This is a genomic window from Geodermatophilus sp. CPCC 205761 (assembly GCF_051383655.1).
Lineage (GTDB): Bacteria > Actinomycetota > Actinomycetes > Mycobacteriales > Geodermatophilaceae > Geodermatophilus.
Window position 1 is genome coordinate 1 of sequence record NZ_JALPKQ010000039.1, and the last position, 19181, is coordinate 19181.

Genomic DNA, 19181 nt, shown 5'->3' on the forward strand with positions numbered 1-19181 from the left:
CACCGTCGTCCACCACCGGCCGCGCGCGGCGGCCGCCGCCGGCCGGCGTCCGGGAGCAGCCGTCGCCGCGGCGGCCGTGAACCGGGCCCAGGCCGCGTCGGTGTCGACGGTCCCGGCGGCGGACGGCGCGAGCGCCGAGCCGACGAGCTGCGCATCGGCGCGGGCGGTCTCCAGTGCACGCAGGCAGGTCGGGCAGCCGGCGACGTGGGCGCGGTCGTCGTCGGTCACGCCGGCCGGCTCGTCGACCAGCCGGCGCAGCACGCCCTCAGTCGGATGACGCATGACGGTTCAACTCCTCGCGAAGGGCGGACTCGGCGCGCCGCACGGTGGTGCCGACGCTGCCGGGGGACATGTCGAGCGCCGCGGCGACCTCGGCGTAGCTCCGGCCGCTGTGCCGCAGCACGAGGGCCACGGCCTGCTTGCGGGGCAGCCGGGCGAGCGCCGCCCGCACGCGGCTGCGGTCCTCGAGCGCCAGGACCGCCTCGGCCACGTCGGGCACGACGGCGGCCTCGGTGGCGGCGGCGGACTCCTCCCGCGACGTGCGGCGGCGACCCGAGCGGATCAGGTTCAGGGCGGTGTGGGCCGCGGCGACCGACAGCCACGGGCCGGCCTCGCCGGAGGGCACCGACGAGCGGGCGAAGGACAGGAACACCTCCTGGGCGACGTCCTCCGCCTGGTCCCGCGAGCCGAGGACCCGGGCGGCGACCCCGACGACCCGCTGGTAGTCGCGGCGGAAGACCTCACCGAGGTCGGCCCGCGCGGCTCCGCCGACCGCTCGAGTCGCCACCGCTCCGCCGTCCTCCCCCCGGACCCGGCGCCGGCCGCGACCGGTCACCGCCAGTCCGCCGGCCGGTGCCGGTCCTGCCGGCCGAACGAGCTCCATGCCCCTTCAGCACCGCCGGGGCGCGGAATGTGACAGTCCCCGCTCACCCGCGGCCCGCGGGCGCTCCGGAGCCGTCGACGTAGCGCCCCCGCAGCCGCACCAGCGGGTCGCCGGCCCCGGTCAGCACCGGCACGTCGACCACCTCGAGCAGGGCGAGCACGTGGTCCCCGGCCTCGATGAGCCGCTCCACCCGGCAGTCCAGCGCCGCCAGTCCGCCGTCGAGGACGATCGCCCCGCTCCCGGCCGCGCGCCGCCAGGGCACCGACTCCAGCAGGTGGCGGGCGCTCGGTCGCCCCGCCGAGGAGAACCGGCTGGCGACGATGGCGTGCTCGGCGGCCAGCACGGTCAGCGCGCACCGGCCGACCGCCTCGAGCACCTCCGCCGGATAGCCGCCCGCGGTCAGCCCGACGGCCACCAGCGGGGGCCGCGCCGACACGCTCATCACCGAGGAGACGGTGGTGCCGACGTCGTCGATGTCGTCCTGCACCGTCAGCAGGCAGACCCCCGCGGCGTACTGGCGGAGGGCCTCGGTGAACGTGGCGGCGTCGACCGGCATGGCGGCGAGTGGACCACACCGACAGGATCCCTCAGGTGGAGAACACCTATGACGTCGTCGTCCTCGGGGCCGGGTCGACCGGGGAGAACGTCGCCGACATCGTCGTCCGGGGTGGGCTGACCGCCGCCCTCGTCGAGGCCGAGCTGGTCGGCGGGGAGTGCTCCTACTGGGCCTGCATGCCGAGCAAGGCGTTGCTGCGCGGCACCGAGGCGCTCGCCGCGGCCCGCGCGGTGGACGGCGCGCGGCAGGCGGTGACCGGCGAGCAGGACGTCGCCGCCACCCTCGCCCGCCGCGACTCCTTCACCCACCACTGGGACGACTCGTCGCAGGCGCAGTGGGTCGACCGCTCCGGCATCGCCCTGTTCCGCGGCACCGGGCGCCTGGACGGCGAGCGCACCGTCGTCGTCACCGGGGACGGCGGGACGACGACCCGGCTGACCGCCCGGCACGCGGTCGCCGTCTGCACCGGGTCGGAGGCGGCCGTGCCGCCGGTGGACGGCCTGGCCGACGTCGCGCCGTGGACCCCGCGGGAGGCGACCAGCGCCAAGGAGGCGCCCGGCCGGCTGCTCGTCGTCGGCGGTGGCTACGTCGGGTGCGAGATGGCCATGGCCTGGCAGGCGCTGGGGTCGCAGGTCACCCTGCTGCAGCGCGGCGACCGGCTGCTGGACGACATGGAGCCCGAGGCCGGGGACGCGGTCACCGCCGCGCTGCGCGAGCGTGGCGTCGACGTCCGGCTCGGCACCGACGTCACCGCCGCCCGCCGGGACGGCGACGAGCTGGTGCTGCGGTGCACGAACGGCGAGCTGCGCGGCGACGAGGTGCTGGTCGCCGTCGGCCGCCGGGCGCGGACGCGGGACGCCGGGTTGGACACCGTCGGGCTGGAGCCGGGCGAGTACCTCGACGTCGACGACTCGCTGCAGGTGCGCGGCGTGCCGTGGCTCTACGGCATCGGCGACGTCAACGGCCGGCGGCAGCTGACCCACATGGGCAAGTACCAGGCCCGCCAGGCCGGGGCGGCGATCGTGGCCCGCGCCCGCGGCGAGCGGGTGTCGACGGCGGACTGGTCGCCGACCGCGGCCACCGCCGACCGGCTGGCGACGCCGTCGGTGGTCTTCACCGATCCACAGGTGGCCAGCGTCGGGCTGACCCGCGCGCGGGCGGCCGAGGCGGGCGTGCCGCACCGGGTCGTCGAGTACCCCCTGGGCAACGTCGCCGGGGCGTCGCTGCACGCCGACGGCTACACCGGGACGGCGGTCGCGGTCGTCGACACGGAGCGCGAGGTGCTGCTCGGCGTCACCTTCGTGGGGCCCGGGGTGGCCGAACTGCTGCACGGGGCGACCGTCGCGGTCGCGGGTGAGGTGCCGATCGCCCGGCTGTGGCACGCGGTGCCGGCCTATCCGACGATGAGCGAGATCTGGCTGCGCCTGCTGGAGACCTGGCGCGGCTGACCCGAGGGGCCATCGTGGCCACGATGGCCTGTCAGAGGCGGTCGAGGAGCAGCAGGCTGTAGCCGGCCAGGCTCGGCCCGTCGGTGAACCGGCCGTCGCGGACCATCGCCCGCAGCTCCGCCTCGGGCACGAACTCCGAGCGCATGTCGGCCTCGGTGGCCTCGCGCGCGACCGGGCCGGGCACCAGGTCGGTGGCCACCCAGACGTCGAACTCCTGGGTGCTCTGGCCCGGCGCGAGGTCGAGGTGGCCCAGGTGCCGCAGCGCGCCGGCCCGCAGTCCGGTCTCCTCGGCCAGCTCCGCGCGGGCCAGGTCCTCGGGGCTGCCCTCGGAGCCGGGCGTCCAGGTGCCCTGCGGGAACTCCCACGTGCGCCGGGCGACCGGGTGGCGGTACTGCTCGACCAGCCAGAAGCCGTCCCGCTCGTACGGCAGCACCAGCGCGAAGTGCGGCTTCTCGATGACGCCGTAGACGCCGGCCGACCCGTCGACGAGCTCCACCTGGTCCTCCCGCACCCGGATCCACGGGTTGCGGTAGACCTCTCTGCTGTCCGTCGTCCGCACGCGCCCATCCTGCCGGGTCCCGCCGCGGTCGGTCGGGGGGCAGGGGGCACTTCGTCAGGGCAGGGGGTGGGGTGCCGTCCCGGGCTCGGGCAGCCGGCCGTCGACGGTGGCCGTGACCGTCATCGACTCGAAGCGGGCGACGCCGCCCAGCGTGGTGAGGAACGCGACGTCGGCGGCGTCCCGGCCGGAGCAGATGCGGACCAGCGAGCGCACCGGCGCCAGGCGTGTCGCGTCCACGACGCACCACGTGCCGTCGACGTCGGCCTCGACGACGGCGTGGAAGTCCATCGGGTCCAGTCCCGGGGCGTAGACCGCGACCAGCCGGGCCGGCACCTCCAGGGCGCGCAGCAGGGTGACCGTCAGGTGCGCGTAGTCGCGGCAGACGCCACGGCCGGCCAGCAGGGTGTCGACGGCGGTGTCGACCGGGCGGCTGGCGCCGGAGGTGTAGACCAGCCGGTCGTGCACCCAGGTCGCGACGGTCTCGACCAGCTCGGCGCGCGGCAGGGTGCCGTCGAACTCGGTCGAGGCGAACCCCTCGAGCTGGTCGGACGGGCAGTAGCGGCTCGGGCGCAGCGCCTCGGCCCAGGCGGCCGGGGTGACCGCACGCGGGGGGCCGTCGCGGTCGGTCGCGGCGGTGTAGGCCACCGTCGTCGTCCCCGCGCCGAGCTCGACCCGGTGCACGCGGGCCTCGCCGACGGCAAGCTCCCGCACCTCCAGCGGCCGGCCGTCGCAGAGGACGGTGAGCTGCTCTTCCAGGGGCGCCGCCACCGCCACCTGGAGCAACGCCGTCGCCGGGGCGGGGGAGGAGATCGTCAGGGTCGCCGCGACGTCGGTTCGCACGCCCCCATCGTCGCCGCCGCACAGGTCAGCCGCCCTGTGTCGTCCCTCACGGCACCGCGCCTCGGTCGTGCTCAGTCCTGGTCGGGCGCCGGGTCGGAGGGCAGCGGCTCGGCCGGGGCGCCGGCGGGCGGCTGCTCGGCGGCCAGGACGTCCTCGACGGTGACCGTCCCGGGCGGGAGGGTCCCGGCCAGCTCGACGTCCTCGGTCGTCGGCTCGTGGCTGGGCAGCGGCGCGGGCCGGCCGAAGGCGTAGCCCTGCGCCATCACGCAGCCGTGGTCGCGCAGCCACTGCGCCTGCTCGAGGTCCTCGATGCCTTCCGCGATCACCTGCAGGCCCATGCCGAGGCCGAGCTGCACCAGACCCTGCACGAGCGCCGCGGTCGAGGGCTCGGTGACGACGTCGGCGACGAACGAGCGGTCGATCTTCACGGTGTGGATGGGCAGCCGGTGCAGCGCGGTGATCGCCGAGTAGCCGGTGCCGAAGTCGTCGAGTGCGAGGGTCACGCCGGCGTCGGTCACCTCGGACACCGCCTGCAGCGTCGCCTCGGCCGCGAACAGCGCCGTCGACTCGGTGATCTCCAGCTCCAGCCGCTCCGGCGGCAGGCCCGACTCGGCCAGGGCGTCGGTCACCAGCTCGGCGAACCCGGGCTCGGCCAGGTGGCGGGCGGAGATGTTGACGTGGACCCGCAGCCCCGCGGGCCAGCCGGCCGCGTCGAAGCAGGCCTGCCGCAGCACCCAGGCCCCCAGCCGCGAGGTGAGCCGGTTGTCCTCGGCGGCGGCCAGGAAGGCGCCGGGCGGCAGCAGCCCGCGGGTGGGGTGCTGCCAGCGGATCAGCGCCTCGTAGCCGAGCAGCGTCTCGTCCGAGAGCGCCACGATCGGCTGGTAGAACAGCCGCAGCTCGTCGGACTCCAGCGCGTGCCGGAGGTCGGCCTCCAGCTGCAACTGGTCGACCTCGCTGTCGCTGAGCACGCCGTCGTGCACCTCGATCCGGGCCCGGCTGCCGTCGGCCTGGGCGCGGGTCAGCGCGATGTGGGCCTGGCGGAGCAGGTCGTCGGGGGCGACGTCGTTGCCCAGGGTGAGGCCGACGCTGGCCGACAGCACGATCTCGCGGTCACCGATGAGGAACGGGTCGTCCAGGACCGACAGGAGCCGGTCGGCCAGCGCCCGGAGCCCCTCCAGGTCCTCGACGTCCTCAGCGAGGATGAGGAACTCGTCGGAGCCCAGCCGCACGGCGGTGTCCTCCACGCGGGTGCTCCAGCGCAGCCGGTCGGCGACCTGGATGAGCAGCTGGTCGCCGGCCTCGTGGCCGAGGACGTCGTTGACCGCCTGGAACCGGTCGAGGTCCAGGTGCACCAGGCCGACCTGCAGCCCGCGGCGGCGGGAGAGGGCGAGCGCGTGGTTGAGCCGCTCGCCCAGGGCCCGCCGGTTGGGCAGGCCGGTGAGCGGGTCGGTGAACGCCCGGCGGACGAGGTCCTCCTCCGCGCGCCTCCGATCGGTGACGTCCACCAGCGACAGGACGACGAACTGCGGCGTCCCGGTGCTGGTGTGGATGACCTCGTGCGACTGGGTGGCCCACAGCTCGCTGCCGTCGGCGCGGCGCAGCCGGCGCTCGCCGTCCACCCGCAGCCAGGGGTCCAGCGGCTGCTCGGCGGTCGGGGCCACGTCAGGGACCGGCGCCTCGTCGGGGTGGGCCAGCAGGTCGACGTGCCGGCCGACCATGTCCTCCGCCGGCCGGCCGGTGAGGGTGCAGAGGGCCTCGTTGACCACGAGGAGGTGCCCGTCGAGGTCGACGAGGGCCTTGGGGATCGGCGCGGCGAGGAAGAGGGCGCGGAAGAGCTGGCCGCGGTCGGCCAGCAGCGTGTCGATGGCCCGGAGCCGCGAGCCGGCGGCGGCGCCAGGGCTCCCCGCCCGGGGCCGCGGTACGTCGGGGGCACTCAGGTTCACCCTGACAGGGTGAGGGACCGATGCCGCCAAGTGACGGAACCTGCCCGCGGTGAGTCGTGGTCAACCGGACACACTCCGTGACGAAGTGCTCGTCAGCGGGGCCGGCGGGGCGGCTGGGGCGGGATGGATGACCCCGCCCTCGCGGGCGGGGCCGTCCCGGGTGCCAGGTCGGTCAGCCGAGCGTCCAGGCCCGGACGTAGTCGATCTGGACGTGGCCCTGCGCGGTGGCCGAGGGAGCCGGGCCGGAGAGCTCGGTCTCCGTCTGCAGGACCCAGCGCATCGGTGTGGTGGGGATCGCGGTCGGGTCGTTCGTCGTGAAGGGCTGCCCGTCGAGCACGAAGGTCACGCTGCCGGGCCGCCACTCGATGGCCGCGGTGTGCCAGTCCTGCATCGTCGTCCCGGTGTCGACGGCGAAGGCGTTGCGCGCCGGGTTGCCGGTGACGTCGTGCGAGAAGGCGGCGATCTCCTGGCCGAGGCTGCCCTCGGGGAAGTCGATCTCCCCCTCGTTCCAGTCGTCGGAGGCCGGCCACAGCAGCCAGGCCATCTTGTAGCCCGGGACGGTGTCGGACCGGAAACGGACCTCGTACCGCCCGTAGAGCTGGCCCTCGACGCTGCTGCCGTTGATGACCGGGGTGATGGCGGCGGTGGTCGCCTGCCCCCCGATGGTGTGCACCCAGACGTCGACGATGCCGTTGGCGACGGAGGTCGTCGTCTCGGTGTCGTAGCGGCCGTTCCCCGAGGTGTCGGTGAAGCCGTCGTAGCCGCCGTAGCCGGGGTAGACGTCGGTGAACTGGCCGATCGCCGCCGGGTTCGTGAACTGCTGGTCCAGGACGAGTTGCCACTCGGCGCCCGGGTCCACCGGCGGAGTCGTCGGTGTCGTCGGTGTCGTCGGCGTCGTGGGTGTGGTCGGGGTGGTGGGCGTCGTGGGCGTCGTGGGCGTGGTCGGGTCCGTGGGTGTCGTCGGGGTGGTGGGTGTGGTCGGGGTGGTGGGTGTGGTCGGGGTGGTGGGCGTGGTCGGGGTGGTGGGCGTGGTCGGGGTGGTGGGCGTGGTCGGGGTGGTGGGCTCCTCGTCCTCGTCGTCGTCGTGGTCCCGGCCCCACGGCGCGCGGTGGCCGTCGTCGTCGACGGTCACCTCCACGGTCACCGCATCCCCGATCTCCCCGTCGACGATCGGCGCCGCGAAGAACGTGTACGTCTCGCCCTCCTGCAGCCGCCGGACCTCGAGGGTGCCGGAGAGGTCGCGCACGGTCGTCGTGCGGGCGCCCGAGCCCGACGAGTCGGGGTCGTCCCGGCCGAGCAGGACGCCGTCGACGTCCTGGCCGTTGCGGTGGACGGTCCAGCGCAGCGTGACGGTGCCGTCCTCGGCCCAGGCGGCGAGGTCGATGCCGGCCTCGCCGCGTCCCCGGCGGTCCTGCCGCTCCTGCCACTCCTGGCTCCCGCGCTCGCGCTGCCGTTCCCGCTGCTCACGCTCCCAGGCATCGTCCTGATCGCCGGAGCCCTCGTTGCCGGAGCCCTCGTCCGCGGAGTCGTCGTCGGGGTCGCGGGAGCTGCCGCCGTCGGAGTTCCCGGAGTTCTCGTCGTTCCCGTCGCGGGTCCACGCGCGGTCGTCGTCGGCGGCCGCCCGCTCGCGGCGTTCGGACTCCTCGGCGCGGATGTCCTCGACCAGCGACCGGACGTCGGCCGCGTCGGGGGTCGAGGCCGAGGACCGGTAGGTGGCGCCCGAGTCCCCCTCGTCGGCGAGCGCGACCGTGGGGGAGAGCAGGACGCCGACGGTGCCGATGGTGGCGGCTACGGTCATGCGCGAGGACTTCACGGGTGGGCTCCCCTGGGATCGGTACTGCTGGGGCCGCGCTCGGCCGCCGGACCTGCGCCCGGGGCTGTGGCGGATCACGGCGGCGTCGGCGCTACCCCCTGTGCTGGCGGTCCGGCCGACACGGAGGTCGGCCGGTGCTCAGACCCTGCCTGCGCGGGGGCGGCGTCCGGCACCCCCGGCCGGGTCACGTCGCATCCCCAGTTCGGGGGAACGGACCCGTTCCGCTCTTGCTGTTCCGGGAATCCGGTGGGTGGCCCCGGGGGTTGGCTCCGTGACGGAGAGAGGAGCCGGGATGGACCACGGCAAGCGGATCGGGTTCCTGTCCTTCGGACACTGGCAGCCGATCCCCGGCTCGCAGGTGCGGACCGGGCGGGACGCGCTGGTGCAGAGCGTCGAGCTGGCCGTCGCGGCCGAGGAACTGGGCGTCGACGGCGCGTTCGTGCGGGTGCACCACTACGCCCGCCAACTGGCCTCGCCGTTCCCGCTGCTGGCTGCGATCGCCGCTCGCACCGGTCGCATCGAGATCGGCACGGGCGTCATCGACATGCGGTACGAGAACCCGCTGTACATGGCGGAGGAGGCGGCCGCGACCGATCTGCTCAGCGACGGCCGGCTGCAGCTGGGGATCAGCCGCGGGTCACCCGAGACGGCGCTGCGCGGCTCGGAGGCGTTCGGGTTCGTGCCGCCGGAGGGGAAGACCGACGCCGACTTCGCCCGGCAGAAGACGGCGCTGTTCCTCGCCGCGATCGCCGGCCAGCCGGTCGTGGACGCCGATCCCGCCATGACCGGTGGCGCGCAGGGCCGGCTGGCGATCCAGCCGCAGTCGCCCGGGCTGGCCGACCGGATCTGGTGGGGCTCGGGCACCCGGGCCACGGCCGAGTGGACGGCGCGCCAGGGGCTGAACCTGATGAGCTCGACGCTGCTGGTCGAGGACACCGGCGTGCCCTTCGACGAGCTGCAGGCCGAGCAGATCGCCCGCTACCGGTCCGCGTGGACGGAGGCGGGGTGGGACCGGGAGCCGCGGGTGTCGGTGAGCCGCAGTGTCATGCCTCTCGTCACCGACCTCGACCGGCAGTACTTCAGCGAGCGCTCCGGGGAGGACCAGGTCGGCCTGCTCGAGGGCGTCCGCGCGCGGTTCGGGAAGAGCTACGTCGGGGAGCCCGACCAGCTCGCCGAGGAGCTGGCCAAGGACGCGGCGGTGCGGGAGGCCGACACTCTCCTGCTCACGGTGCCGAACATGCTCGGCGTGGACTACAACGCACGCCTGCTGGAGACGATCGTCGCGCACGTGGCGCCGGCCATCGGCTGGGTGCCCCCGGCGCAGCGCTGACGACGAGGGCGGTGGCCCCGGGCTGACCCGGCGCCACCGCCCTCGTCGTCCGGCCCCCGGAGGGGCCAGGTGCTCAGAGCACCTCGTAGGTGACGTCGCCGGCGTCGTCCACCGTGGCGGCCACGTCGACGGCGTCGGTGGCGTCCGTCGCGTTGGTCACGGTGCAGGGGATCGCCGTGCCGGCGGCGTCGACCAGGACGGTCCGGCCCTCGGTCTCGCAGCTCGCGGTGGCCTCGACGCCGGCCTGGTTCCCGATCTCCTGGGCGAGGAAGGCCTCGACGTCGGCCACGACCACGAACTGGTTGTCGCCGGTGATCTGGACGTTGCCCTCGTCGTCGGTCTGGTCGACGGTGAAGGTGGCGGGCTGGCCGTCGAGCGTCGCGGTGCACGAGAAGCTCTCACCGGCCACCGCCTCGACGTCCTCGGGGCACTGGACGTCGGCCGCCGCCACGCCGACCTGCTCCTCGGTCATTGCGGCGATCTGCCGCTCGGCCTCGGCGGTGTCGATGGTCGTCGTGCCGAACAGGAATACCGCGCCGAGGGCGAGGCCGCCCAGGACGACGAGCGTGGCGACGATGCCACCGATGATCGCGCCGGTCCTCTTGCGCGGAGCCGGCGGCGGGCCGCCGAAGCCGCCCGGCGGAGGCCCGAACGGCGGCTGGCCGAGGGGCGGAGGCCCGAACGACGGCTGGGCGAGGGGCGGCTGGCCGTAGCCGCCGGCCGGCGGGACGGGCGGCTGCGGGGCGAAGCGGGGGTCGTGGATCTGCTGGGTCATGGTTCCTCCTCCAACGGGTTCGGGAGGAACCATGACGGCGGGTGCTTTCGACGGACTTGTCCCCGCCTGGTGCCGCACTTGGAGGACGGCTCAAGTCGTCGGGCCAGGGGCCGGGGGCGCGCCCGGCAGGGATCGAACCTGCGACCAAGTGCTTAGAAGGCACCTGCTCTATCCGCTGAGCTACGGGCGCTCGGGTGCCGATCATCGCACCTGGCGCTCCCGCGCGGCCCGCAGCAGCGCCGACCCGCGACCGCCCTCCTGGTGACTGTCGCCCGAGCGGGTGACCATGTGCGGCGCACCGTCGCCGATCGTCGGGAGGCGTGCCGTGGGCGGAGTGACCCCGACCGGGGCACCGTGGGCGGGTGGCGCCCACTACGAGGCGTACGTCGGGCGGTGGAGCCGGCTGGTGGCACGGCCGTTCCTCGCCGGGCTGTCGGTGCCCCGGGGGAGCACCTGGCTCGACGTCGGGTGCGGAACGGGCGCGCTGACCGGAGAGGTGCTCGCGGCGTGCGCGCCGGCGGCGGTGGTCGGCGTCGATCCCTCGGCCGACTTCCTCGCCTCCGCCGCCGCGCAGGTGCGGGACGGCCGCGCGTCCTTCCGTCAGGGCACGGCCCAGGCGCTGCCCGTGGCCGACGGCTCCGTCGACGCGGTGGTCTCGGGCCTGGTGCTCAACTTCGTCTCCGACCGCCGTCTCGCCCTGGCCGAGATGCGGCGTGCGGCGCGGTCCGGCGGCGTGGTCGCGGCCTACGTCTGGGACTACGCCGGGGAGATGCAGCTGATGCGGTACTTCTGGGACGCCGCCACCGACCTGGACCCCGCCGCCGCCGATCTCGACGAGGGGCGGCGGTTCCCCGACTGCGCGCCGGGGCCGCTGCACGACCTCTTCGCCGCCGCGGGGCTCGAGGACGTGACCGTCGAGGAGACCGTCGTCCCGACCGTCTTCCCCGACTTCGACGACTACTGGACGCCGTTCCTGGGTGGGACCGGACCGGCACCCGCGTACGCCGTGTCGCTGGCGGACGAGCACCGGGCCGCGCTGCGGGAGGCCCTGCGCTCCCGCCTGCCCGTCGGCGACGACGGCTCCATCTCGCTCACCGCGCGGGCGTGGGCGGTGCGCGGTCGGTGTCCCTAGCGACGTCATGCCCGGCAGCAGACCACTCCACCGGTGCGGGCGGTCCGCCGCCGTCCACAGGCGGCACCGTCGTCCACAGATGCTCCGGAGCGGTCGGCCGACCACCGGCTCGGGCCCAGGGTCGGGGGACACCGGCACCGTGCCGGTGGCGCCGGTCCCCGGCGCAGCAGCCCCGAGGAGCACCGTGAACGACACCCACGTCACCGTCGTCGGCAACGTCGTCGACTCGCCCCGCCGCGTGCGGCTGGAGAACGGCACCGTCACCAACTTCCGCATGGCCTCCACCGCCCGCCGCTACGACAACCGGGCGCAGGAGTTCGTCGACGCCGGCACCTTCTGGGTCGACGTCGAGTGCTGGAACGACCTGTCCGGCAACGTGTCCGGCAGCGTCAGCAAGGGCGACCCGCTGATCGTCCACGGCACGCTGACCACGCACAGCTGGGACAGCGACAACGGCCGGCGGAGCACGCCGCGCATCCGCGCGTTCGCCGTCGGGCCGAACCTCGCCCGCGGGACGGCGGAGTTCCGGCGGAGCAGGTCGGCGCGTCCCGGCGAGCCCGCCGACGCGGCGGCCGACGGCCCGCTGTCGCCGTCGGCTGCCACCGCGGAGGACGCCTTCCCCGCGTTGTCCGCGGTCCCGGTGTCCGGGCGGGACTACGTGGAGGACCCTTCGGCGTTGCACGACGTGACCGCCGAGGACCTCACCGCGGAGCCCGCGCACGTCTAGTCGCCCGGGCTGGGAGGATCGGAGGCGAGAACGCACGGGGGCGGGCCGGCAGCCCGCCGGCCCGCCCCCCACTCGCGAATCGACGGAAGGCCTGCGAAACCCAGTGGCTCAGTACATCTACACGATGGTGCGTGCGCGCAAGGCGCACGGCGACAAGGTGATCCTGGACGACGTCACCCTGTCGTTCCTGCCCGGCGCCAAGATCGGCGTCCTCGGACCGAACGGCGCCGGCAAGTCCACCGTCCTCAAGATCATGGCCGGTCTGGAGCACCCCTCCAACGGGGACGCGAACCTGGCGCCGGGCGCCTCGGTCGGCATCCTGCTGCAGGAGCCGCCGCTCAACGAGGAGCTCGACGTGCGCGGCAACGTCGAGGAGGCGGTCAAGCCCCTCCGCGACGCCCTGACCCGCTTCGAGGAGGTCAGCGCGGCGATGGGGGAGCCCGACGCCGACTTCGACGCCCTCCTCGGCGAGCAGGGCGAGCTCATGGAGTTCATCGAGAACCACGACGGCTGGGAGCTCGACGCCCGCATCGAGCAGGCGATGGACGCGCTGCGCTGCCCGCCGGGCGACGCCGACGTCACCGTGCTCTCCGGTGGTGAGCGCCGCCGCGTGGCGCTGTGCAAGCTGCTGCTCGAGGCGCCGGACCTGCTGCTGCTCGACGAGCCCACCAACCACCTCGACGCCGAGAGCGTGGCGTGGCTGGAGCAGCACCTGGAGAAGTACGCCGGCACCGTCGTGGCCGTCACCCACGACCGGTACTTCCTCGACAACGTGGCCCAGTGGATCCTCGAGCTCGACCGCGGCCGCGCCTACCCCTACGAGGGGAACTACTCGACCTACCTAGAGACCAAGGCCGCCCGGCTCAAGGTCGAGGGCGCCAAGGACGCCAAGCGGGCGAAGCGCCTCAGGGAGGAGCTGGAGTGGGTCCGCTCCGGCGCCAAGGCCCGCCAGGCCAAGAGCAAGGCCCGCCTCCAGCGCTACGAGGAGATGGCCGCCGAGGCCGACAAGTACCGCAAGCTGGACTTCGAGGAGATCCAGATCCCGCCGGGTCCGCGGCTGGGCAGCGTCGTCGTCGAGACCCGGGACCTGACCAAGGGCTTCGGTGACCGCCTCCTGATCGACGACCTGTCCTTCACCCTGCCGCGCAACGGCATCGTCGGCGTCGTCGGCCCGAACGGCGTCGGCAAGACCACGCTGTTCAAGATGCTCGTCGGCGAGGAGAAGCCCGACGACGGCGAGATCAAGGTCGGCGAGACGGTCAAGCTGTCCTACGTCGAGCAGAACCGTGCCGGCATCGACCCGAAGAAGACGCTGTGGGAGGTCGTCTCCGACGGCCTGGACCACATCCAGGTCGGCAACGTGGAGATGCCCTCGCGGGCTTACGTCGCCGCCTTCGGGTTCAAGGGCCCGGACCAGCAGAAGCCGGCCGGCGTGCTGTCCGGTGGTGAGCGCAACCGCCTCAACCTCGCCTTGACCCTCAAGCAGGGCGGCAACCTGCTGTTGCTCGACGAGCCGACCAACGACCTCGACACGGAGACGCTGACCAGTCTCGAGTCCGCGCTGCTGGAGTTCCCCGGCTGCGCCGTGGTCGTGAGCCACGACCGGTGGTTCCTCGACCGCGTGGCGACGCACATCCTCGCCTACGAGGGCGAGTCGACGTGGTTCTGGTACGAGGGCAACTTCGCCGACTACGAGAAGAACAAGGTCGAGCGGCTCGGCCCGGAGGCCGCCCGCCCGCACCGCGCCACCTACCGGAAGCTGTCCCGGGACTGACGAAGGACCCTCAGCAGAGGGGCCACCGACGGCCGGCCGGAGCTCGCGCTCCGGCCGGCCGTCGGCGTCTCCGGGGCTGCCCGGTCGCCGGTCCGCCCGGGCGGCACCTGCGGCGGTGCGGCAGGGTGTCGGCCGTGCGGTACACGGTGCAGGTCCCGATGCGCTGGTCGGACATGGACGCCTACGGCCACGTCAACAACGTGATCTTCCTGCAGTACTTCGAGATGGCCCGCGTCGACCTGTTCTTCGAGCGGGCGTCGCTCGAGGAGCGGACCGGCCTGCGCCGCGGCACCGTCGTCGCCGCGCACGACGTCCAGTACAAGCGGCCGGTCGTCTACTCGCCCCGCCCGCTCGACGTGCAGATCTGGGTGTCCGCCATCCGGGCCGCCGCGTTCACCTGCCACTACGAGGCCTTCGACCACGAGCACCTGGCGGTCACCGGCAGCACACTGCTGGTGCCGTTCGACTTCTCGATCAACCGGCCCCGCCGGCTCACGCCCGACGAGAAGGAGTTCCTCGGCCGCTGGACCGATGAGGGGCCCGTGAGCTGACGGCTGCGCCGGTTCCGCTCAGTGGGCCGGGACGCCCGGCCGCACCACGGCGCCCCCCGCCGGCATCCAGTCGCGCGGGGGAGTGGTCTCCACGACCAGCTTGCCGAGGGGGAACAGGCCGACCGCGGCGAGCTTGAACGAGGCGATGCCGAACGGGATGCCGATGACGGTCAGGCAGAAGGCAACGCCGCTGACGACGTGGACCAGGGCCAGCCACCACCCGGCCACGAGGAACCACACCAGGTTGCCCAGCGCCGAGGCCGCACCGGCGCCGGGTGCTCGCACCGTCGTGCGACCGAAGGGCCAGACCACGAAGCCGGCCAGCCGGAAGGCGGCGACGCCGAAGGGGATCGTCACCACCAGCAGACACGCGACCAGGCCCGCCAGCGCGTAGGCGAGGGCCAGGATCCAGCCCTGGAAGACCAGCCAGACCAGGTTCAACAGCGTGCGCACGGTGTCCACACCTGTTCCACGGGCCGGGCCGGCGGGAGGTTCCTGCGCGGGAGCTCGTGCTCTGCCCGCGGTGGTGGGCAGAGCACGAGCCTCCTGGAGGGTCACCCCGCCCCGGCCGGCGCCGGACGGCCGGGCGCGGTGCTCAGCCGGCGACGACCCGCGGCACGGGGCGGTCGGCGCCGACGGGGGCACCTCGCCGGGCCGCCTCCTCCTCCGGGACCGCGCGCACCGGCACGCCGGGAGCGATGTGCGCGCCGACGAACACCGCCGCGTTGATGCCGCCGCGGTGCACCATCGCCTTCACCAGCCGGGCTCCTGTCAGCCGCTCCAGGTGGGTGCACGGCGGGCAGCGCTTCATCCCGAACAGCAGCGCGTCGCCCACCGCGAACCAGCGGCCCACCAGCGACGGCAGGTCGATCCCGGTGGTCACCAGGTTGCGCCGGGTGTCCCCGGGCGTGAGCTCGACGCCCGCCTCGGCCGCCACCGCGGCGACGTCGGCGGCGTCGATCAGGGTCAGCTGCTTCTCCAGGTCCGGGTACGCGGCCCACGTGCCGCCGCCCAGCGCGTACCGGTCACCCTCGAGCCCCTGGCCGGCCAGCAGTCGGGCCGTGGGGACCCGGCGCATCGGGCCGGCCGCGGTCCCGGTCAGCCAGATCTCGGCGAGCACGCCGTCGGTCACGTCGTCCCCAGGGAGGTCCGCCGCGCTGTGCGGGCGGGGGCGTCGTCGGCGCCGCGGGCGTCCAGTGCCTCGCTGAGGGTGTGCGCCAGCCGGAGCACCGCGATGAGCAGCGGGACGAGCATGCCGATCCGGACGCGGTCGGCGCCGCGGGCGGCCTGGGCCTCCCGGATCCGGGCGGCCTGCTCGGCGACCAGCGGGATGAACCGCAGGGTCATCGCCACCACCAGCCCCACCCGGGCCGGCCGGACGCCGACCAGCTGCAGCGGGCGGGCCAGCCACTCCACCACCGCGACCAGCGCGGTCACCCGGGTGGTCGCGGTCACGATCGCGGCGGCCAGCACCAGGGTGAGCAGCCGCAGCACCGCGACCGTGCCGGTGACCGGGTCGGTGACCAGCAGGTGGAAGACGAACAGCCCGGCCAGCCAGAGCCACACCGGTCGCGCCTGGGCGGCCAGCGCGGCGGCGGGCAGCCGGGCCACGACCAGCCCGACCAGCAGGACGGCGGCCAGTGCCCCGGCCACCACGAGCGGCCGGGCGGTGGCGAACAGCCCGATCCCCAGCGCCGCCAGCGCGGCCAGCTTTCCCCCCGCCGGGGCCCGGTGCACCGGGCTGGCGCCCGGTAGGTACAGCGACAGCATCAGCCCATCCTCGCCAGGTACCAGGGCACCGTCTCGGCCGGTGCGCCGTCGGCGGCCACCCGGCCGTCCTCGAAGACCAGCACCCGGTCGAAGCCGGCCAGCAGCTCCAGGTGGTGGCTGACCACCACGACGTCCTGCTCCAGTTCGGCGATCACCCGGGCCACCCGGCGGGTGTTGGCCAGGTCCAGCAGCGTGGTCGGCTCGTCGAACACGATCCGCTGCGGGCGCATGACCAGCACCCCGGCGATCGCCAGCAGCTGCTTCTGCCCGCCCGAGAGCAGGTGCGCGGGGTGGTCGCGGTGCCCGGCCAGGCCGTAGCGGACCAGCACCTCGTCCACCCGGCGGGCGATCTCGTCCGGGGGCAGGCCCTGGTTGGTCAGCCCGAAGGCGACGTCCTCGGCCACGGTGGGGTGCACGATCTGCGCGTCGGGGTCCTGGAACACGAACCCCACCCGGCGGCGCACCTGCCGGGCGTGGGTGCGGGTGTCCAGGCCGTCGACCAGCACGGTGCCGGCCGAGGGCAGCACGAGGCCGTTGAGCAGCCGGGCGAAGGTGCTCTTGCCCGATCCGTTGGCCCCGATCACGCCGACCCGGGACTCGGTCAGCGTCACCGACACCCCGGCCAGCACGCTCCGGTCGCCGTAGGCATGGGCGACGTCGCGCAGCTCGATCCCGGTCCGCGGCCGGGCGTCCGCGACCGCGACCGCGGCGCCGCGCCGTCCCCACCGCATCGAGCTCAGCCGGTGGTGGCGCGCCGGGTCGGCAGCTCGATCACCGGATAGGCGCGGCGCACCGCGACGGCCACCACCGAGGCGGCGACCGCCTTGACCGCGTCACCGGGGAGGAAGGCCAGCGAGCCGGTGGCCGCCGCCGACAGCGGGATGTCGGTGTACAGGCTGGTGAACGGCACCCCGATCGCGTAGATCACCAGCACTCCGCCGACCAGGTTGGCCACCAGCGCCCAGGCCAGGTTCAGCCGCCGCCACCACAGCTGGGTCAGCGCACCGATGACGAACGCCGCGATCGGCCAGCTGTACAGAAAGCCCGCCGACGGCCCCACGAACACCGCCAGCCCGCCCCGGCCACCGGACAGCAACGGCGCGCCCATCGCCACCACCGCCAGGAACACCAGCAGCGCCAGCCCACCCCGCCGCGCGCCGAGCACCGAGCCGGCCAGCATCACCCCGAGGGTCTGCGCGGTGATCGGCACCGGGATCCCCGGCACCGGCACCGGCGGCAACAGCCCCAGCACCGCCACGATCGCCGCGAACAACGCCACGTAGGCGAGGTCCCTGGTCTTCACGGTGCGCTCCTCCCGACGGCGCGGCGGCGCCGCACGATCTCCGGCGGAAGGTACCGGAGCGGCGCCGTCGCCCTCGGGCCCGGAGGGCTCGGCGTGGGCTCGGCGGGGGCTAGGCGTGCAGCCAGACCGCCGCATCGGTGGGCAGCACCCCGGCCCCGACCTCGGCGCTGGCCAGCAGCACCTCGCCCTCGGGCAGGGGGACGTCGTCGCCCGACAGGTTGAGCAGGCAGACCAGGCCGCCGGGACGGCGGAACGCCAAGCAGCCCTCCGGCGCCGGGAGCCAGGCCAGGGACTCGCCGGCGAAGACCGGGGAGGTCCGCCGCAGCGCGAGCGCCGATCGGTACAGCGACAGCATCGAACCGGGGTCGGCCGCCTGCGCCTCCGCGGTCAGCGGCCCCCAGCCCGGCGGCATGGGCAGCCAGGTGTCCGCTCGGGTGGAGAAGCCGTAGGAGGGCTCGGTACCCGACCACGGCACCGGGATCCGGCAGGCGTCGCGGCCCCGTTCGGCGTGCCCCGAGCGCTCCCAGATGGGGTCCTGCAGCGCCTCGTCGGGCAGGTCGACATCGGGCATGCCGAGCTCGTCGCCGTTGTAGACGTAGGCCGCGCCCGGCAGCGCCAGCTGCAGGAGCGCCGCGGCACGGGCACGCCGGGTGCCCAGCTCGCCCCCGCCGTAGCGGGTCACGTGCCGCGGGCGGTCGTGGTTGGACAGCACCCAGCAGGCCGGCGCGGGGGTGCCCGCCACGGTGGCCAGCGAGTGGACGACGGCGTCGCGGAGCTCCTCGACCGACCAGTCCGAGGTCAGCAGCTTGAAGTTGAACGCCAGCTGCAGTTCGTCCGGGCGCAGGTACCGCGCCAGCCGGTCGTCGTCGGAGACCCACACCTCGCCGACGGCCATCGCCCCGGGGTGGGCGTCGAGCACCGTCCGGATGTGCCGGTGCACGTCGTGCACGCCGTCGTCGTCGAAGCGGTGGTCGCCGGGGCCGTGGTCGTCGAGCAGGCCGGTGTCCTCCATCGGCTGCATGTCCGGCAGGCCGGCGGGCTTGGCCATGCCGTGCGCGACGTCGATCCGGAAGCCGTCGACGCCGCGGTCCAGCCAGAACCGCATGGTGGTCTCGAGGTCGGCGAGCACCTCGGGGTTGGTGAAGTCCAGGTCCGGCTGCTCGGGCGCGAACAGGTGCAGGTACCACTGGCCGTCGGGCACCCGCGTCCACGACGGGCCGCCGAACACCGAGGGCCAGTTGTTCGGCGGCTCGTCGCCGTCCGGGCCACGCCCGTCGCGGAAGACGTACCGCGCCCGCTCGGGGGAGCCGGGTGCGGCGGCGAGCGCGGCCCGGAACCACACGTGCAGGTGCGAGGTGTGGTTGGGCACCAGGTCGACGGTGACGCGGAGGCCGACGGCGTGCGCCTCGGCCAGCAGCGCGTCGAACTCGGCGAGGTCGCCGAACGTCGGCTCGACGTCGCGGGGGTCGGCCACGTCGTACCCGTGGTCGGCCATGGGGGAGGGGTAGAACGGCGTGATCCACAGCGCGTCGACGCCCAGCTGCACGAGGTGCGGCAGCCGCTCCCGGATGCCGGCCAGGTCGCCCACGCCGTCGCCGTTCCCGTCGGCGAAGCTGCGGATGTAGACCTGGTAGAAGACGGCGTCGCGCCACCAGTCGGGGCCGGTGGTGCGGGCAGCGGTCAGGGACGGGTCCGGTGTCACCGGGCTCCTCGGGGTCGAGCGGGCGTCGGCCCCGTCGCGAGGAGGACGGGGTCCTTCTCCAGGACGAGGTCCTTG

At 74.6% G+C, this 19181-nt stretch carries 19 protein-coding genes, 1 tRNA gene and 1 pseudogene; 6 read left to right on the top strand and 15 right to left on the bottom strand.

Annotated features, from left to right (window positions below):
- The 3 genes and pseudogenes from MY526_RS20250 to MY526_RS20260 form a co-directional block, all read right to left on the bottom strand.
- Positions 1-282, bottom strand: a pseudogene (locus tag MY526_RS20250) (hypothetical protein); the annotation flags it as partial.
- The gene (locus MY526_RS20255) at positions 266-787 is read right to left on the bottom strand and encodes a sigma-70 family RNA polymerase sigma factor (protein WP_436693700.1); all 522 of its coding nucleotides are present in this window, start codon (positions 785-787) and stop codon (positions 266-268) included. The pseudogene MY526_RS20250 and the gene MY526_RS20255, both read right to left, overlap by 17 nt.
- 139 nt (positions 788-926) lie before the next feature.
- Positions 927-1439, bottom strand: a complete 513-nt coding sequence (locus MY526_RS20260) for a flavin reductase family protein (protein WP_436704928.1) — start codon at positions 1437-1439, stop codon at positions 927-929.
- 35 nt (positions 1440-1474) lie between these two features.
- Between MY526_RS20260 and MY526_RS20265 the strand changes: the two genes are divergently transcribed.
- Positions 1475-2887 carry a dihydrolipoyl dehydrogenase family protein gene (locus MY526_RS20265; protein ID WP_436704929.1) on the top strand — a complete coding sequence of 471 codons (1413 nt, stop codon included), beginning with the start codon at positions 1475-1477 and terminating at the stop codon, positions 2885-2887.
- Between the two features lie 31 nt (positions 2888-2918).
- On the opposite strand, the gene MY526_RS20270 is transcribed toward MY526_RS20265, so the two are convergent.
- From MY526_RS20270 to MY526_RS20285, 4 genes are all read right to left on the bottom strand, one after another.
- Complete coding sequence (locus tag MY526_RS20270) at positions 2919-3446, bottom strand: NUDIX domain-containing protein (RefSeq protein WP_436693697.1); 528 nt, start codon at positions 3444-3446, stop codon at positions 2919-2921.
- 54 nt (positions 3447-3500) lie between these two features.
- A complete protein-coding gene (locus MY526_RS20275) occupies positions 3501-4286 on the bottom strand; it encodes a transglutaminase-like domain-containing protein (RefSeq protein WP_436693696.1) in 786 nt (261 codons plus the stop codon).
- A gap of 71 nt (positions 4287-4357) precedes the next feature.
- On the bottom strand, positions 4358-6229 hold the full coding sequence (locus MY526_RS20280) for a putative bifunctional diguanylate cyclase/phosphodiesterase (RefSeq protein ID WP_436693695.1): 1872 nt from the start codon (positions 6227-6229) through the stop codon (positions 4358-4360).
- Between the two features lie 172 nt (positions 6230-6401).
- The gene (locus tag MY526_RS20285) at positions 6402-8027 is read right to left on the bottom strand and encodes a glycoside hydrolase family 16 protein (protein WP_436704930.1); all 1626 of its coding nucleotides are present in this window, start codon (positions 8025-8027) and stop codon (positions 6402-6404) included.
- 307 nt (positions 8028-8334) lie between these two features.
- Between MY526_RS20285 and MY526_RS20290 the strand changes: the two genes are divergently transcribed.
- Complete coding sequence (locus MY526_RS20290; protein ID WP_436704931.1) at positions 8335-9372, top strand: LLM class flavin-dependent oxidoreductase; 1038 nt, start codon at positions 8335-8337, stop codon at positions 9370-9372.
- A 73-nt stretch (positions 9373-9445) separates the two neighbouring features.
- Here the strand turns inward: MY526_RS20290 and MY526_RS20295 are convergent, their stop codons facing one another.
- Positions 9446-10147, bottom strand: coding sequence for a DUF4333 domain-containing protein (locus MY526_RS20295; protein ID WP_436693692.1), 702 nt, complete (start codon positions 10145-10147; stop codon positions 9446-9448).
- Between the two features lie 117 nt (positions 10148-10264).
- Positions 10265-10337, bottom strand: a tRNA-Arg gene (locus tag MY526_RS20300).
- A 135-nt stretch (positions 10338-10472) separates the two neighbouring features.
- On the opposite strand from MY526_RS20300, the gene MY526_RS20305 reads away from it, so the two are divergent.
- From MY526_RS20305 to MY526_RS20320, 4 genes are all read left to right on the top strand, one after another.
- On the top strand, positions 10473-11279 hold the full coding sequence (locus MY526_RS20305) for a class I SAM-dependent methyltransferase (RefSeq protein WP_436693691.1): 807 nt from the start codon (positions 10473-10475) through the stop codon (positions 11277-11279).
- A gap of 184 nt (positions 11280-11463) precedes the next feature.
- Positions 11464-12006 (top strand): single-stranded DNA-binding protein, encoded by a 543-nt coding sequence (locus MY526_RS20310; protein ID WP_436693690.1) that lies wholly within the window; start codon positions 11464-11466, stop codon positions 12004-12006.
- Positions 12007-12109: 103 nt separating this feature from the next.
- Positions 12110-13780 carry an energy-dependent translational throttle protein EttA gene (gene ettA / locus MY526_RS20315; RefSeq protein ID WP_436704932.1) on the top strand — a complete coding sequence of 557 codons (1671 nt, stop codon included), beginning with the start codon at positions 12110-12112 and terminating at the stop codon, positions 13778-13780.
- A 134-nt stretch (positions 13781-13914) separates the two neighbouring features.
- Complete coding sequence (locus tag MY526_RS20320) at positions 13915-14331, top strand: acyl-CoA thioesterase (RefSeq protein ID WP_436693686.1); 417 nt, start codon at positions 13915-13917, stop codon at positions 14329-14331.
- 18 nt (positions 14332-14349) lie between these two features.
- Here the strand turns inward: MY526_RS20320 and MY526_RS20325 are convergent, their stop codons facing one another.
- From MY526_RS20325 to MY526_RS20350, 6 genes are all read right to left on the bottom strand, one after another.
- On the bottom strand, positions 14350-14784 hold the full coding sequence (locus MY526_RS20325; RefSeq protein WP_436693684.1) for a YccF domain-containing protein: 435 nt from the start codon (positions 14782-14784) through the stop codon (positions 14350-14352).
- 142 nt (positions 14785-14926) lie between these two features.
- Positions 14927-15463 (bottom strand): MOSC domain-containing protein, encoded by a 537-nt coding sequence (locus MY526_RS20330; RefSeq protein ID WP_436693682.1) that lies wholly within the window; start codon positions 15461-15463, stop codon positions 14927-14929.
- A complete protein-coding gene (locus MY526_RS20335; RefSeq protein ID WP_436693681.1) occupies positions 15460-16101 on the bottom strand; it encodes an energy-coupling factor transporter transmembrane component T in 642 nt (213 codons plus the stop codon). Before MY526_RS20335 ends, MY526_RS20330 begins: the two co-directional genes overlap by 4 nt.
- Positions 16101-16832, bottom strand: coding sequence for an energy-coupling factor ABC transporter ATP-binding protein (locus MY526_RS20340; RefSeq protein ID WP_436693679.1), 732 nt, complete (start codon positions 16830-16832; stop codon positions 16101-16103). The genes MY526_RS20335 and MY526_RS20340 overlap by 1 nt, the downstream gene beginning before the upstream one ends.
- 5 nt (positions 16833-16837) lie before the next feature.
- Entirely contained in the window at positions 16838-17404 is a 567-nt protein-coding gene (locus MY526_RS20345) for a biotin transporter BioY (protein ID WP_436693677.1), read from the bottom strand.
- A gap of 109 nt (positions 17405-17513) precedes the next feature.
- A complete protein-coding gene (locus MY526_RS20350) occupies positions 17514-19106 on the bottom strand; it encodes a glycoside hydrolase family 13 protein (protein WP_436704933.1) in 1593 nt (530 codons plus the stop codon).
- Positions 19107-19181: the final 75 nt, after the last annotated feature.

Excerpts from the sequence above, each read along its gene's own strand:
- MY526_RS20260 (WP_436704928.1), bottom strand. The coding sequence starts at position 1,439 with ATGCCGGTCGACGCCGCCACGTTCACCGAGGCCCTCCGCCAGTACGCC.
- MY526_RS20285 (WP_436704930.1), bottom strand. The coding sequence starts at position 8,027 with ATGACCGTAGCCGCCACCATCGGCACCGTCGGCGTCCTGCTCTCCCCC.
- MY526_RS20340 (WP_436693679.1), bottom strand. The coding sequence starts at position 16,832 with ATGCGGTGGGGACGGCGCGGCGCCGCGGTCGCGGTCGCGGACGCCCGG.
- MY526_RS20295 (WP_436693692.1), bottom strand. The coding sequence starts at position 10,147 with ATGACCCAGCAGATCCACGACCCCCGCTTCGCCCCGCAGCCGCCCGTC.
- MY526_RS20290 (WP_436704931.1), top strand. The coding sequence starts at position 8,335 with ATGGACCACGGCAAGCGGATCGGGTTCCTGTCCTTCGGACACTGGCAG.
- MY526_RS20335 (WP_436693681.1), bottom strand. The coding sequence starts at position 16,101 with ATGCTGTCGCTGTACCTACCGGGCGCCAGCCCGGTGCACCGGGCCCCG.